Source organism: Gordonia sp. NPDC058843 (assembly GCF_042743165.1).
Taxonomy (GTDB): domain Bacteria; phylum Actinomycetota; class Actinomycetes; order Mycobacteriales; family Mycobacteriaceae; genus Gordonia.
In genome coordinates this window covers 1-13,898 of the sequence record NZ_JBHYNC010000073.1, presented here as the reverse complement: position 1 = coordinate 13,898, position 13,898 = coordinate 1, and the positions used below count along the sequence as shown (strand labels likewise).

The window sequence follows — 13,898 nt, the reverse complement described above, 5'->3', positions numbered from 1 at the left end:
TCGTCGACCTCGACGCGCTCCTTCGTCGCTTGCTCGGCCCGGCGGCTTGCGCTCCTCGCACCTCAGGGAGCAGGGGTTATGCGGTTCTTTCGGATCAGGGAGCAGGACGGTGGTCGCTATCGCTCCTCGCACTTCGGTATCTGCGGTTCGTTCGAAACCGACACCCGAGCGTGTGCTCACCGGCCGGGCTCGCCGATGTGGACGACGTGCGCCCACTCGGGTGGCGTCGACCACCCGTTGCCGGAATAGGCTTTACCGCCACCGAATCCGGACATGGACGAGCCGGTGAGCGGGGCATACACGCGGTGGTCGCGGGCGAAGAGTCCGACGACGGTGCGACAACCGGGTCGATGGCTCGGCCACGGGGTGTGGCCGTCGGTCAGGGCCACGACCACGTCGGGCCGGGTGCGCAGGGCGCTGTCGAATCCGGTGCGCAGATCGGTGCCGCCGCCACCGTGGAGCGGGATGTCCGCCGCTCTGCAGATGGGTTGAGCGATGCGCGCTGCGGCGTCGCACGACACCACGGTGAGCAGGTCGCGCCGCCCGCTCACTGCGCGCGAGATGGCTGCGACCTCGAGCAGGGCGCTGCCGAGCTCGGCATCACTGACCGACCCCGAGGTGTCGATGACGACACTCACCTTCGGCGGCGTTCGCCGAAGACTGGGGACGATCACCCCGGGCAGGGCGGCTGACCGTCGAGCGGGGCGACCATAGGTGTAGTTGTCACCGACACCTGATGTCGACACCGCGGCCCGGATCGCAGCGCCCAGAAGGGCTTGCCATGGCTGTGGCGGATGCATCGCGTCGCGCGCCCACCGCCGCCATCCGGCCGGGACGTCTCCCGCACGCTCGGAGATCGATCTCGCCACCGCGAACCGGACGGCATCGCGTTCCTGCCCGCTCAGACCGTCGGCGCCCGCCGGCCCCCGTTCCCACTCGCGATGCCTGCCGTCGCTTCCGCTACCGCATTCGAGCCAGGCCATCGCCCCGGTTCGGGGACCCAGACTGAACCAGCGGAGGTAGTCCTCCATCAACAATCCGGTGTCCAGGTCGAGGGCGGACGGATGCACCGCATCGTCGGGCGTGATGAGCCCCGACCCGTACACGTCGTCGTTGATCTCGAAGTCGGCGGCAATGTTCATCCGCAACCGTTCTGCCGGGCTGTCGCAGTCGTGTTCCTCGGCGTACCGGTCGCTCCGGTCGGCGTGATCCCGCAGGAGATGAGAGACCAGATGCACCAGGTGGGCGGCGATCTCCTCCTCGGGGCTGCTCGCAATGTAGGTGGGCGAGAGATAGCAGCGCCAGTGGCGGTCGACGCTCATGGTCGGGACGCGCGGCGATTCGACGATGTGCAGGGCATACAACGCAGAGGCCATGTAGGGCCGCGCGCGCACCGCGTGCAGGCGAGCCGCGTAGATCTTGTCCGAGACCGACACCGATGGCGTCGACACCGGTGCAGCGGTCACCGTCATCGCATCCGGTCCTGTCCTGGTCGTGCAGCGACACGGTCGGCGGCGTCGTCGGCGGCGCGAGACACCGACACCACCCCGGCCAACTCGTCGATGGTGCTGGGGATCTGCCAGTCGTCCCGACGCAACGTCGCCAGGGTGGTCGCCGGCACTACCACGAGGTCGGGAGCACCGGTCTGCACCGCGACGGCCAGCACTTTCCATGCGGCGTCCCACCGGTCCCTGTCGGGTCGACGCCGGACCGCGGCGACGACGGCATCGAGCGTGGCCTGACGCAGGTCACCTCGTTGGGGTAGATCCGTTGCGGACGGATCGGCGAGGAGCGTCTCGGGGTCCGGTAGGTCCATGTGATCGATGCTCGCCAGCAGTTCGAAACCCGGCCCGTCGCCGACACTGCCCCGGATCAGCAAGGACAGCACCTCGGGTGACGCGGAGGCGGCGGTCGCGAATGCGATCAATCGCACCGTCGCGGCCCAGCTGCGCGGCGACGGCCAGGCGCCGCCCCGACGGGTCTGGCTTCCTGGGAGCTGGTGGACCAGCGCGGGCCGGGCCGCCAGCAACGTGGTCACGGCGCGGCGTGCGAAATTGACTGCGGTGGTGAACTTCTCCGCGTCCAGGGTCGGCATGGTAGTCGTGGGCCAGGTCCCGCCGAGGCCGCGGACGACGACATCGTGATCGTGGGTCCAGTGCAGGTGGACGAAGCGATTGGCGAGCGGTGCGCTCAACTCCCAGCCGTCGGCCGCCGACGACGGCGGATTGGCGGCGGCGACGATCCGGACCTCCGGCGGTAGTTGCAATGCGCCGACACGTCTTTCGAGCACCAGGCGCAGGAGCGCCGCCTGTACCGCGGGGGGTGCTGTGGAGAGCTCGTCGAGAAACAGCAACCCGCGGCCGGCGTCGGCGAGGCGGACGGCCCAGTCGGGCGGCGCCATGGGAACGCCTCGAGTGGCCGGGTCGTCGCCGACGATGGGGAGTCCTGCGAAGTCCGAGGGCTCGTGGACGCTCGCGATCACCGTGGTGAGGGGGAGGTCGAGGGACGCGGCGAGCTGGGTCAGCGCGGCGGTCTTACCGATCCCCGGTTCACCCCACAGCAGCACCGGGAGGTCGGCCGCCACGGCGAGCGTGAGCGCCTCGAGTTGGTCATGGGACCGCTGTTCGGTGGTCGTCTCTTCGAGCAGCATGAGCAGTTCGGCAGCCCTGTCGAGTTCGACGCTGCCGCCATGTGTCGTATCGGACTCGGTGGTCCCGGGAGATGTGGGCGTGGTGGGCATGGAGTGTGTGGGCATGGTGTGTGCGGACAGGGTGTGTGTGGGCATGGTTCACCTGGTGATCGGAGAAGGAATAGGTGGTCGACGTCAGAGTTGAGTTGCGTGTCGCGGACGGGCGCGCCGACGCCGACCGGTGTGGCCACGACGGCGGGATCCGCCGGGAACCGACTGCGGGACAGGATCGATGACGCCCGCGCGGTAGGCCTCGTAGATCTCGTGTTGTGTGCGTGCGTTTTCCACTGCTTCGCGCAACGGCCCGTTCCGCAGGATCGCTGCCGGGCCGAGTAATCGCCGGACGATTGTCAAAGCGCCGTCGATGTCGCCGAAATCGAGTCGCTCCTGCACTCCGCCGAGACAGTCGGGCCGGCGGTGTGCGAGGTCGATGGCCTGCAGGCAGGGCAGGGGCGTGCCGGTGAGGGACGCGAGCATCTCCTCACGACGAACCTCGTCGCGATCGTGATCCAGGGCCGACAGAACGCCGTCCGCGATTCCGATCCGGTGTAGCTCTCCCCGACAGTCGACCTCCTGAAAAGCGCTGTCCGTAGGTGTATTTCGAGATACAGCGGGTGGGTGGAAATCGGGTGCGAGCGCGGCCGTCACGAGCGGATGTAACCGCTCGAAAGTGATCGCACCATGGCGCAGCAATTCGAGGTCCGGGAGGGTCCTGGTCGCGGCTTCGGGCAGAACCGGAAGCGCCGACACCTGTCCTGGCGGTGGGTCGGGTACCCAACGAGTCGCGGTCACATCATGGATATCACTGTGCAGAAACAGGTCTCCGTGGCTTCCGAGTCGTATTCGCACGCAGCCTGATCTGCGACCCGCCGAGCGGAGCAGCACGGCGGCTTCGGTTGCCCATCGATCGACGGCACAACCTTCCGGCAGTTCGACCGGTGGGGGTGGGGTCGCCAGTAGAGGTGATCCATCAGCGCCGCAACGTATTCGAAGATCATCGGTGTGGCGGACGTCCCACAGGTGGCGGTGTAGATCCAACCGGTACCGGCGGTCGGGTCGCGGGTGTGGGTGTGGTTCGGGCGTCGGTCCGTCCCACAGGGTCAGCGATACTCGTTGTCCGGCATCTGCCCACCGCGGTGCCGTCCGCGCGACGAGATATGTCGACCCGACTGTGCCGAACCGGTGTCCGCGCGCCGGTCCGTAACGCGCGAGCGCGATGGTCAGGCCGGGGCGCAGGTGTCCCGTGGGAGCCACCCGGGGCAGATGCCAACGCAACAGGTCGGGCGCGAGATGGAGCAGGTCGTTCCGTAGGTGTTCCGCGAGGTCAGCGCCGTGTCGTCGCCGGATCTCGGCGATATCGACAGCCGGGTCGAAACCCGCTGCGGTGCATGCGCCGACCCAATCGCCGGCGAGTCGCGCGGCGGTGGCGGCTTCGATCATGGAGGGGGGTACCGCGAACTGACGGGCGCGGAGCCAAGGAACGAGTCGGGGAGGAATTCCAGTCGGAGGCGGGAGGCGCATCAGCACTCACCGCGCACGACATGGACCCCCAATCTTTGTTCAGAAGAAGTCAACACCCGTCGAAATATACCGTGCCGCAGTCCTCTTGGCCAGGGGGCGGCCCCGATCGCCTGTTCGTCGTGCTCGGGCGGTGCTCGGCCGGTCAGCTCACCGCCTTCTCGACGAGCGACGTGATGGTGTTCTCGGGACACCGGCGGGGACTATCTGTTCGTCGACGAAGCCCACGAATACAAGAACAAGGGTCGTCAATGCGCCATCGACTCGCTGTCGCTCACCGGGTCGAACAAGGCCGAGGACCTGTCGATGAAACTGGACTACCTGCGTGAACGTCGCCAACACCAGGCGGCCGCGGCCGGGCGGGTCATCGCCCCGGGCGCCGAGCGGGTCGCCACGTTCGCCACCGGCACGCCGATCGCCAACTCACTGGCCGAGTCGTGGGTGATGCAGCAGTACCTGCGCCCCTATGTGCTGGAGGTGGCTGGGGTCCGCTCGATCACCGACTGGGCGGCGTCGTTCACCGCGACCCGCTCGGAGACGATCCCCAACGCCACCGGCACCAAACTGCGTGTCGTGTCGAAGGTGTCGGCGTTCGCCAACCCCAAAGAAATGTTCGCCATGGCCGCCCAGTACACCGACGTCGTTGTCCGTGAGCAGGTCCCGGCGAACCTGCCCGTCCATGACGGGCGGCAGATCATCACCAGCACACCCGGTCAAGAGCGACAGGACTTCATCGCCGACCTGGACCATCGGGCCGACCATCTCGACCCACGCCGCGCTGACATCGACAACATGCTCAAGATCCTCAACGACGGCCGCAACGTCGCCCTCGACCCGGTGCTGGCCAACCTCGAACCGGATCCGGGAAACACCCGCGCCGATGCGGTCGCCGAACAGGTCGCCCGCATCTACCACGCCACCGCCGACAACGAGTACCTCACCGAGGAAGGGGAGCGGTCCCCGATCCGCGGGGCGCTGCAGCTGGTGTTCTGCGACCGCGGCACCCCGCGACCCGACGGTCCGTCGGTGTACTCCCACCTCAAAGACCTTCTCGTGGAGCAGTACAACGTGCCCGCGGAGAAGATCGCGTTCATCCACGACGCGAAATCGCCGTCGCAGAAACTGGCGTTGCAGGCCGACTGCCGAGCCGGGCGGATCGCGGTGCTGGTCGGGTCGACCTCGAAGATGGGTACCGGCATGAACGTCCAAGGCCGCCTGATCGGTCTGCACCACATGGGCGTGCCATGGCGGCCGGCCGATCTCGAGCAACGCGAAGGGCGGATCATCCGCCAAGGCAACCAGAATCCGCGGATCGAGATTCTGAACTACGTCACCGCCGGCACCACCGACACCGTCATGTGGTCGAAAGTCGAATCCAAGGCGGCGTTCATCGGGCAGGCCAAACGCGGGCAGCTCGACGACGTCGCCGAAGTCGACGACATCGCCGAGGACTCATTGTCTGAGGCCGCTGCGGCGACCAAAGCCGCCGCCACCGGCGACGAACGGTTCCTCGAAATGGCCACCCTGGAAGACGAGGTGAAAAGCCTGTCCGCACTGGCCAGCGCGCACGCTGACTCCCGCTCACACGCCCGCCGGGTCGTGTCCTCCGCCGACCACGCCATCCCACGCTTGGAAGCCAGCATCGACAAACTCGACGCCCTGCTGGCCGGGCATCAGGAGTGGATCGATGGCGGTAAGCAGTTCGTCGTCACCGGGGACCGGTCCCGGGCTCAGCGTCCGGAACGGTCCGAGGCGCTGTTGTCGCGGGTCACTGCTGCCTATCACGAGCTCAAAGGTGCCGGCACGAAGCAGGCGATGCCGATCGCGTCGATACCGTCGGGACTCCAGGCGCACGCCTCACGCGAGTTCGCCCACGACAAGATTCACGTGTGGCTCGATTGCCCTGGGCGGCCGGGGGTCACTCTCGACGCATCCCAGGTGTTCACCACCGCCGAGCGGCGCACCGCGACCGCGTCCGGTCTCGCCACCCGCCTAGAGAACCTGTACGCCGGTCTCGACGACACCCGCGCCCAGATGGAGGCTGACATCGCCAGCTACCGACGGGAAGTCGAGGTCAACGCCCTACGCATTGACGCACCGTTCACCCGGGCTGAGGAGTTGCAGACCAAACAGGTGCGGCTACGGCAACTTCGGATGGAGATCGACCAGGCCCAACAGTCCGAGGAAGCGGTCGTCGCCCGCCAAGCCGCCGAAGAACGCATGCGCAGCGCCGGTCGCGAACCGGGCTGGAGTCTGGAACTCAACCCGACACCGGTCATGGTCGAAGAAGCCGGACTCGACCATGCCGATGACTACGTCGCCACGATAAAACGCAGTCACCAACACCAAGCAGAGCTGTACCAAGCCGAGAAACACACCGCGACAGCAGAACCGAGGATCGGAACGCTGCTCGCCGACACCCGACCAGCACCGGACGCCGAGCGCACGCAAAGCACGGACTCCCGGCAACCGCCCCACGATCCACGCGGTGACGGCGCGCAGCCCCAACGCGACCCAGGCATGGGCCTGTGAACCAAATATGCGCCCGGCGTTGGCGGGTGCGGCGATCAGCCTCTAGGAGCGAACCAGAGGCGGTCATGCTGGTCATCCTTTGGCACAGGCCGCGGGGAGTATCGTCGATGAACAGTGCATCGGCCCAGCTAGCTGCCGCGGCCGCGGCCTTTACCCGCCCTGTGGATGCCGCACGACGCCCATCGTCATCCGACACGTGAGTCGCATAGACCACATCGGGGATGCAACGAGTTAGCCACTCTCCGAGCCTATTCACCTGATCAGAGGAATCTCGGATCGCGACGTGGCGGGAGGTCTATCGGGAACATATGCTCTGGCGCGATACAACTAGACACGAGGTGGCAGACTGTGACGAACTGGTTCCGGAGATTGGGCGCATGCTCTGTCGCTCTTGCAGGGGTGCTTGGAGTTTGTGAAGTTTCGACGGTGCCGCCTGTCGCTCAGGCCGCGCCGTGCGCCGAGTTTGTCTGGATCGGCGTGGCCGGGTCGGGCGAGCGGGACGGGAGTTTCCGCAATGGCGGGATGGGTAGTTTCATCGACTCGTCGTATCGCAACTTCAAGGCCGACGCCGCGGCACGGGGGATAACCGTCTCGTCCCGTGCAGTCGATTATCGAGCCATGGGCGTTCCGCTGAGCGCCGACCCAAGAAACTGGCACCCACAGGACTGGATCGCCTATCGCGCGAGCATGGATGAGGGCGTTCGCAATCTGAAGCGTCTAATTACGACGGTCGCCGCTCAGTGTGGAAACTCGCAGCTGGTTCTAGCGGGTTATTCCCAGGGCGCAGCCGTGGTCCATCGCGTGTTGCAACAAGTGTATGTTCCTCGGTTGGCGGGCGGGCTCCTGTTGGCCGACCCTGATCGTCTCGTAGTTGACACTGTGTCCGCCGCCGGCACCGCCGCAGTCCCGGTCGCGGGCGCGATCGCCGGCCAAGGTATCGCTCAGGCAGGCAAACCCTTTTCGGGGGCATCATCACGCAGGTTGCCAGCGCGCATCGGCAGAACGATTGTGTCGCATTGCGACATATTCGATCCGGTGTGCAGCTTCAACCCGGGGGCGAGGGGCGTTCAGTTCGCCACTGTCGCAACTCACAAGATGTACGTTCCCGCTAGCTGGCGCGCACAGCTCGCTGACAAGCTGCTCCCGACGAGAGCAACTGCTGCCGAAGAGCGGTTCGTCGGGACATGGGCCGGTTCCACTGTCGAGAGGTCACCAGGAAGAACGACTGTCTATGGCACGATCGTCGACATTCGCCAGACCGGCAACTCACTCGGCGGCACCATAACCCTGGTTGCGTTGACCTCCGCTGGAGGAACGCCTGCATGGACATGTACAAGCGCGATTACCAAGACACGAGTACGAAATGGTTCGCTCTGGCCTGAAAGTAGGCTGGTCTCCAACCCACAACGCATGTGCGTCAGCAGAGGAGAGCTAAGACTTACACGGCACGGCGCAACCATGGACTACTTCGGAACAGCCGACGGTGGGGCTCTTACTGCACGATCGACCCTTCATAAAATTGTCTAAAGGCTGGCCCGGGCCTTCACTCCGCATCATGGACACACGGTGACATCTGCGCCGCAAGTGGAGGCGTAGCAGCGCAACGATTCTCGTAGGTCAGGGGTGATTGGTGCCCGCACCATGAGTGTCGTATGCCAGTGGTGTAGTGCACGAGCCAGCTGAACCCTTCACGCCTGGCAGGTGAGCTCGTCGGGCCAGGTCCGCTGGTCTTGATCGATCTCCGCGCGGCGAGTTCAATCAGTCGATGCAACACCGCGTTGTCTGTACGAGTGCAGTTGTTCACCCAAGGGCTTCGGCGGGGGCCCATCCAAGGACTTTCCAGGGTCGGTTGTTGACCGTTTATGCGATGTCCTCGAGGCCCGTAGTCACCTAGAGCGCCGAACCAATCTTCACGCGAGGCTGCTCACCCCAATCCTTGTGACACGGAGATCCAACCAGGGTGTTGCAAGACTGCGTTTTTCAACGATGATCCCGATCGGCTCTGGGTGGGTAGGGACCGAAAACGTCGACGAGGGCAACCTGGGCCTATGTCGCGTTGGGGACGACTTGGGTGAGGACGTATCCGTCGACGACGCCGAACGCGAGGGCCTGCCGCGATCTGATGTCGTGCGCCGTGTCGCCGACCGAATGCGAGTCGACCTATCGCTCTACGACACCGTGTTCATAGGCGAGATGGGCGACGTGACGACTGCGTCGTCGTGGTGTGGTTTCGGCGGTGCATGGCGATCGTTCGGGCCGCGGCTCGTGCCACATAGTCCTGGATCGTTTCTAGTGGGGCGGGGACGATCGTGGGGACGCGCTGCTCATCGGGAACGAGGTCCTCGTAATCGGAACCGGCGCTGGACGGACGATGCCAGCTGAAGTAGATCGAGCCGTCGCTGCGGTCGACGACGATGGGCGGTTTCGGGGTTGAGGCGTTCCAGTTGCGAACCGACGGGACCGACCAGATCGATTGTGCGATGTAGTACGCGGTGAACTCGAGTGCATCGTCGCGGTTGGACCAGCGGACGGCCTTCCTGACAGAGTTCGTCTGGGCGTTGCGTGGCGGCTCGATCTTGCGGAACAGTGGCCGCTCGATCCGGCCGACGTCGTTCATCCCGCCGTCGTTGTGGACACCGGGCCGGCGGAACTCGATCTTCTGTGTCCAGTAGAAGTCGCCATCCTGGTTGACGTAGTTGATATAGCGGAAGGACGGGCCGAACTGCTTGTTCGTGATCCCGGCGCCGGACTTGTCACCGATCCAGATCAACGATTCGTGGGTGGTGCGCATAAAGCGCTTACTGCTGAAGCTGCTCTCCTCCGGCTTGATGCCTTCCGACACTAACCTGGCGTAGACCACCTGCAGACACGGCCGAATAGCGTCGATGAAGTGACGAGTGAGAGCGCGACGCTCTTCCCACTCCGCCGCCGAGTGCTCCGCGGCCGCAGCCCGGTTGTCGCGGTCGGCGCGGAATTGTCCCACGGCCTGACCGGCGGCGTCGTCGAATCCGAACGTCATTGGCTACCTCCGGTACCGTGTCTGGCGAAAGTTGTCGATCTCCACCTCACAGGCCACGATCCGTGCGATGTAGTCGTCGACCGACTCGATCCACGTCTGCGAAGCGATCTGTACCCCCACCCGGGGAATGTCGTCGAACGAGGGGTCCAACCCGTATCGCAGCCCTTGACGAACGCTGGTGTAGTTCCAGGCGATGAAGGCCGTCCCAGAGTCGGTGTCGAGGAGGAAGCTTGCTGCGTCGACCGGCGAGCCGAGGTCGAATCCTCTAGATCGAACGGCGAGAAGTGAGTCTGTGATCGCTCCGTACGTCCACGCATTGATCGACGCGGCGCGCAAACCGTTCTCGTCGTACCATCGCACCATGCCCGACTCGTCCGGTCGCATTCCGCGTGGCGGGAGAGTCGCGGGGTCGAAGTCAAGGTTGCCGTGCTCTCTCACCTCGGCAGCACGTCCCTGTCGGTAACTGAGCTGGTAGTCATAGGTCAGCACACCGCACCGGTGCAGATAGCGATGTCTGTCGGAGAACGGACCGAACTTCAGCGGTTGCACTGTCGACGGCAGCCCCGACGTGTCCCGCAGCATGATGACGCGGTCGTTGCCGGCGACCCGCCCGATCTTCCTCGCTGCCAGTTCGGTAAAGGCCCGCCGCGCAGGAGCTTCCAACTGGCCTACGACCGTACGCGGCGTCGCCGTCTCTGCCTCCCGGCGGTGCTCGAGATGGTCCACTCTCGCGCGCTCGGCCTGCGCGAGCTCGGTGAAGTAGCCGTCGATCCTGTGGTTGATGGCCGCAGCCAGGTTCTCGTCGACCATCATTTCGTCCTCTGCGCCGCAATGACTTCCCGCGCAAGGACACGCCCGTAAAGGGAAGGGATGGACTCGAAATAGCAGTCCGACGATCCGATCCGCCGACCCACCCGAAACAGGCCGGCGAGGCGGCGGTAGTCCCAGACATGGCCGATCTGGCCGATGTCCGTGGCCACGACCACATTGCGCGAGTTCACAAATCTACCGACCACGGGGTCGCCATCCTGGTGACGGCTTACTAGATCGGTCAGTGAGATGACGATCGGCAGAATGGAGGGGCGCGAGAATTCGATAATGTCGGCGGGGTCATACCAGGACGCCCGCCCTTTGCCAATGGCCTTCCTCGGGGCCACCAATCGGGGATTTTGTAGCCACCGACGTTTGCGATCCAAGGTGTCGGCGTTAATCACGATCATGTCGTGGTCACAGATAAACCCGTTGCGGTGCAGAAAATTGCGGTGTTCGAGCGGGCCCAACGCCTCGTAGTTCCTGCGCGACCCAGCCTTCCAACCGGCATGGCGGCCTATATCGAGTTCGAAAACTGCCTGTGCCAGTTGGCGACCGGACTGCGCGCCCCTAGTTACCTGGGCCAGATTGCGATCGATAAGGTGCCCTCGCATATGCCGACCGACGGCACAGATCTCCTCGACATACCGCGCGTACGCCGCGTCGGGCCACTTCAGATACTCCGGCACCCCGTGACCCGGATCGAACACACTCATTGTCGGCCACCTCTGCCAGACAGCACGATCTTGCGGGCGACCAACCGTGCCACGTAATCCTCGAGAGACTCGAGCCGGTACCCGTGGAAAGCAACTCCCGGTACGAGGGGCTCCAATTGGTCGGTAACCCCGGCGACGACGTCGAGCTCTGGCAGGTCGATGCGTGCCCACACCAAATGAACTGCACCCGTCGACTCGTCGACCAGGTACCCTCGCCCCAACTGATTCGCCGCGACCTGGCTCAAGCTTGGAACCACCCGGACGGCGAACGATATCGCGCGAGCCTGGATTTCGACGACATCTTCAAGCCGGAACCACCGCACCCTGCCCTTCACGTATGGACTGGGTTGCGCGTAGGAGGGCGGAACCAGCTGGTGGAAAACGGGGACCGTGTCGTCGACCCGCGGTTCCACATCGACCTCGGGGTGGATGAAGAACCTGCCGTTCGCGGTGATGAGGTTGCCCAGGTCCGTGAACGGACCGAACGACTTCGCCCGCTGCCCCCACGACATCGACTCCTCGCCCGTCGCGATCACCGGTTCGGTTGTCGCCTTGAACAGACCTTTGTTTGCGGTGGGCAGGCGCCGGGCATTGAAGCCTTCAGCTTGCAGACGCGTGAACGCGGCGGCAAACAGCGGCGTCGCCACCTCCACAATGTGCCTGGCCGCCTGTGCGCGGGCGATGCCGTCTTCGCGCACGCGGCGGGAATCTGCCTCGTCGAGCTCGGCGACACGGGCGAGCGCGGCGTAAAAAGCTTCGTCGAACTCTCGCGTGACGCTCATCGTTCGTTCCGCCGTTCGTGCAGCACGGCCTCACGGGTAACCACCCGCGTCAGGTAGGCCTGAAGTGTTTCTACCCGCATGTTGTCAGAGAGCCGGTCGCCGACCGTCGACTTCGACGCCTCGGCGGAGGTGAGGAACTGCCACACGACGTATACCGCACCGGCGTCGAAGTCGACGTGGACAATACCGTCGTTGTCGGTGCCCTGGAGCCGTCCAGGTGTGGCAACGCCGTTAAGGGGGCCGCTGGACAGCGCGCGGTAGCGTCGCGCGAAAAGGTGGCGAAGTGCCGCATCGTCGTACCACTCGAACATGCCGTTGCTGTCGGGTCGCGCGCCGGGCGGAGGCTGCGTCGGCGGCTCGCCAAGCCCACCGCCACGCACATACTCCTCCACCTGGCCCCGCCGGTATCGCAATCGATCACGATCGATCAGCAGACCGTTGGCGTGCAAAAAGCCGAGTTCGGTTAGAAACAGGTCTGCGCCGGCTTGCGCACTGGAGAGCGTGCTCGTTCTCAACCGGATGTACTGGGTGCGTTGATCGCGGCCCGCGGGGTCGCCATACCGCACCTGCAACCCGCGTCGGGCGAGCGCAGCGAACGCCTCGGCCGCCATCGGAACCACTTGCCGCAAATACTCGGCCGCGGTGGCCGCCCGCGATGCGTAGCGGCTTTCAAGGGCGCCGGTCTGGCGCGCACGATTCTCTGCCTCGGCCCTGATGATCGCGTCAACGCGCCGGTTGAAGTCCGCGGTCATACCGTAACGGCCGGATTCGATGCGCCCGGGCGCGATGTGGTCACGGTGGATCCGCCCGAAACTACCAATGGAGGGACGAGAACAGATGCCGAGGCGAGTGCCTTGCTCGCATGCTTCACGTAGCCCTCCTGGCTGAGACTGAAGTGAATCTAGCAGGCCCGGAACGCGATCGCGGTCGGCAACCGCACAACCGTCTCATCAGGGGACACAAGCCACCTGACCCCGATCGAAGCCCACGAAACTACGCGGGCCACGCGCGCACGTGCGGAGTCTAAGTCGACGCCTACATCAGCAACCTCAACGGCGCCCGCTGAGCTCAGGTGTCGTGCCCGAAGTCTCTGAGCGGCGCTGTGTCGGGCGGTAGATCGCTGGTGCGGGACCGCAGCACTGCAGGGGCGGAAGGGACATACGCAGATTCAGACTGAGCTCTGGTGTTCTCGTGTGCCACGCGAATGACGTCTTCGACGGATCGGGCCACGCCGGGTAAGTCGTAGCGGCGGGCTACTTCGGCTCGGGCGAAGGCGATAGCGGCGGCTGCGGCGTCGCGGTCGTCGATGGCTTTCTGGTGGAGCTGGCGGGCGCGGTTGTCGGCATGTTCGGCCGCAGCCAGTTCGCCTGCAAGCGTGGCGGGGTCGGCGGCGCGGGCGGTCAGTTCATCCCATTGGCCTCCGGGGACGCCGACGTCCCGACGGGTCTGTTCGTATGCCGCGGCGAGGTCCCGGTGCTGACGCTCGGCCGCGGCGACCGCCTCGGCGAGGCGCTGGTGGTGTTGGTCGTGCTCGGCGCGCGCTTTGCGTCCGCGCCCGGCCGGCGGCAGTCCCGCCAGCTCGGCGCGCGCCTCAGTGACGCGGGCGGCGGCAGCGGCGAGAGCCTGGCCGGCGGTGCGGGCGGTGGCGATGCGGTCGACCGTCTCGGCGAGTACGGCGAGTACGGCGTGGTCGGCGCGCACCCGCGGCGTCCGCTCGGGCGCTGGTCGGCTGGTCCCCAGATCGTCGACGGCGAGGGTGTGGCGGCGGGTGAGGGTGCGCAGGTGCGCGGTGAGCTGATCGTCGCTCATGACGCGGAGCGGGTCCTCGTGGA

Annotated in this window: 10 protein-coding genes and 1 pseudogene; 2 read left to right on the top strand and 9 right to left on the bottom strand. The window is 65.6% G+C overall.

What is annotated here, in order from left to right:
• Positions 1-176 precede the first annotated feature (176 nt).
• The 3 genes from ACFW3F_RS25025 to ACFW3F_RS25015 all read right to left on the bottom strand — a co-directional run bounded on the left by ACFW3F_RS25025 (position 177) and on the right by ACFW3F_RS25015 (position 4,129).
• Positions 177-1,472, bottom strand: a complete 1,296-nt coding sequence (locus ACFW3F_RS25025) for a VWA-like domain-containing protein (protein ID WP_388062340.1) — start codon at positions 1,470-1,472, stop codon at positions 177-179.
• Entirely contained in the window at positions 1,469-2,755 is a 1,287-nt protein-coding gene (locus ACFW3F_RS25020) for an AAA family ATPase (protein WP_388062341.1), read from the bottom strand. The genes ACFW3F_RS25025 and ACFW3F_RS25020 overlap by 4 nt, the downstream gene beginning before the upstream one ends.
• A 69-nt stretch (positions 2,756-2,824) precedes the next feature.
• The gene (locus tag ACFW3F_RS25015) at positions 2,825-4,129 is read right to left on the bottom strand and encodes a hypothetical protein (protein WP_388062339.1); all 1,305 of its coding nucleotides are present in this window, start codon (positions 4,127-4,129) and stop codon (positions 2,825-2,827) included.
• A gap of 384 nt (positions 4,130-4,513) precedes the next feature.
• Here ACFW3F_RS25015 and ACFW3F_RS25010 point away from each other — a divergent pair, with 384 nt between their 5' ends.
• Positions 4,514-6,739, top strand: a complete 2,226-nt coding sequence (locus tag ACFW3F_RS25010; protein ID WP_388062337.1) for a helicase-related protein — start codon at positions 4,514-4,516, stop codon at positions 6,737-6,739.
• 348 nt (positions 6,740-7,087) lie between these two features.
• The gene (locus tag ACFW3F_RS25005; RefSeq protein WP_388062335.1) at positions 7,088-8,266 is read left to right on the top strand and encodes a cutinase family protein; all 1,179 of its coding nucleotides are present in this window, start codon (positions 7,088-7,090) and stop codon (positions 8,264-8,266) included.
• A gap of 655 nt (positions 8,267-8,921) precedes the next feature.
• On the opposite strand, the gene ACFW3F_RS25000 is transcribed toward ACFW3F_RS25005, so the two are convergent.
• From ACFW3F_RS25000 to ACFW3F_RS24975, 6 genes and pseudogenes are all read right to left on the bottom strand, one after another.
• A complete protein-coding gene (locus tag ACFW3F_RS25000) occupies positions 8,922-9,758 on the bottom strand; it encodes a hypothetical protein (protein WP_388062333.1) in 837 nt (278 codons plus the stop codon).
• Positions 9,759-9,761: 3 nt separating this feature from the next.
• The gene (locus ACFW3F_RS24995; RefSeq protein ID WP_388062331.1) at positions 9,762-10,568 is read right to left on the bottom strand and encodes a hypothetical protein; all 807 of its coding nucleotides are present in this window, start codon (positions 10,566-10,568) and stop codon (positions 9,762-9,764) included.
• Complete coding sequence (locus ACFW3F_RS24990) at positions 10,568-11,284, bottom strand: hypothetical protein (RefSeq protein WP_388062329.1); 717 nt, start codon at positions 11,282-11,284, stop codon at positions 10,568-10,570. The genes ACFW3F_RS24995 and ACFW3F_RS24990 overlap by 1 nt, the downstream gene beginning before the upstream one ends.
• Positions 11,281-12,066, bottom strand: a complete 786-nt coding sequence (locus ACFW3F_RS24985; protein ID WP_388062327.1) for a hypothetical protein — start codon at positions 12,064-12,066, stop codon at positions 11,281-11,283. The genes ACFW3F_RS24990 and ACFW3F_RS24985 overlap by 4 nt, the downstream gene beginning before the upstream one ends.
• The gene (locus tag ACFW3F_RS24980) at positions 12,063-12,818 is read right to left on the bottom strand and encodes a hypothetical protein (protein WP_388062326.1); all 756 of its coding nucleotides are present in this window, start codon (positions 12,816-12,818) and stop codon (positions 12,063-12,065) included. The genes ACFW3F_RS24985 and ACFW3F_RS24980 overlap by 4 nt, the downstream gene beginning before the upstream one ends.
• Before the next feature lie 316 nt (positions 12,819-13,134).
• Positions 13,135-13,898 (bottom strand): annotated as a pseudogene (locus ACFW3F_RS24975) (TrwC relaxase); the annotation flags it as partial.

Coding starts and splice junctions, on each gene's coding strand:
- ACFW3F_RS24980 (WP_388062326.1), bottom strand. CDS start 12,818: ATGACCGCGGACTTCAACCGGCGCGTTGACGCGATCATCAGGGCCGAG.
- ACFW3F_RS25015 (WP_388062339.1), bottom strand. CDS start 4,129: ATGATCGAAGCCGCCACCGCCGCGCGACTCGCCGGCGATTGGGTCGGC.
- ACFW3F_RS25025 (WP_388062340.1), bottom strand. CDS start 1,472: ATGACGGTGACCGCTGCACCGGTGTCGACGCCATCGGTGTCGGTCTCG.
- ACFW3F_RS24985 (WP_388062327.1), bottom strand. CDS start 12,066: ATGAGCGTCACGCGAGAGTTCGACGAAGCTTTTTACGCCGCGCTCGCC.
- ACFW3F_RS24990 (WP_388062329.1), bottom strand. CDS start 11,284: ATGAGTGTGTTCGATCCGGGTCACGGGGTGCCGGAGTATCTGAAGTGG.
- ACFW3F_RS24995 (WP_388062331.1), bottom strand. CDS start 10,568: ATGGTCGACGAGAACCTGGCTGCGGCCATCAACCACAGGATCGACGGC.
- ACFW3F_RS25020 (WP_388062341.1), bottom strand. CDS start 2,755: ATGCCCACACACTCCATGCCCACCACGCCCACATCTCCCGGGACCACC.
- ACFW3F_RS25010 (WP_388062337.1), top strand. CDS start 4,514: ATGAAACTGGACTACCTGCGTGAACGTCGCCAACACCAGGCGGCCGCG.
- ACFW3F_RS25000 (WP_388062333.1), bottom strand. CDS start 9,758: ATGACGTTCGGATTCGACGACGCCGCCGGTCAGGCCGTGGGACAATTC.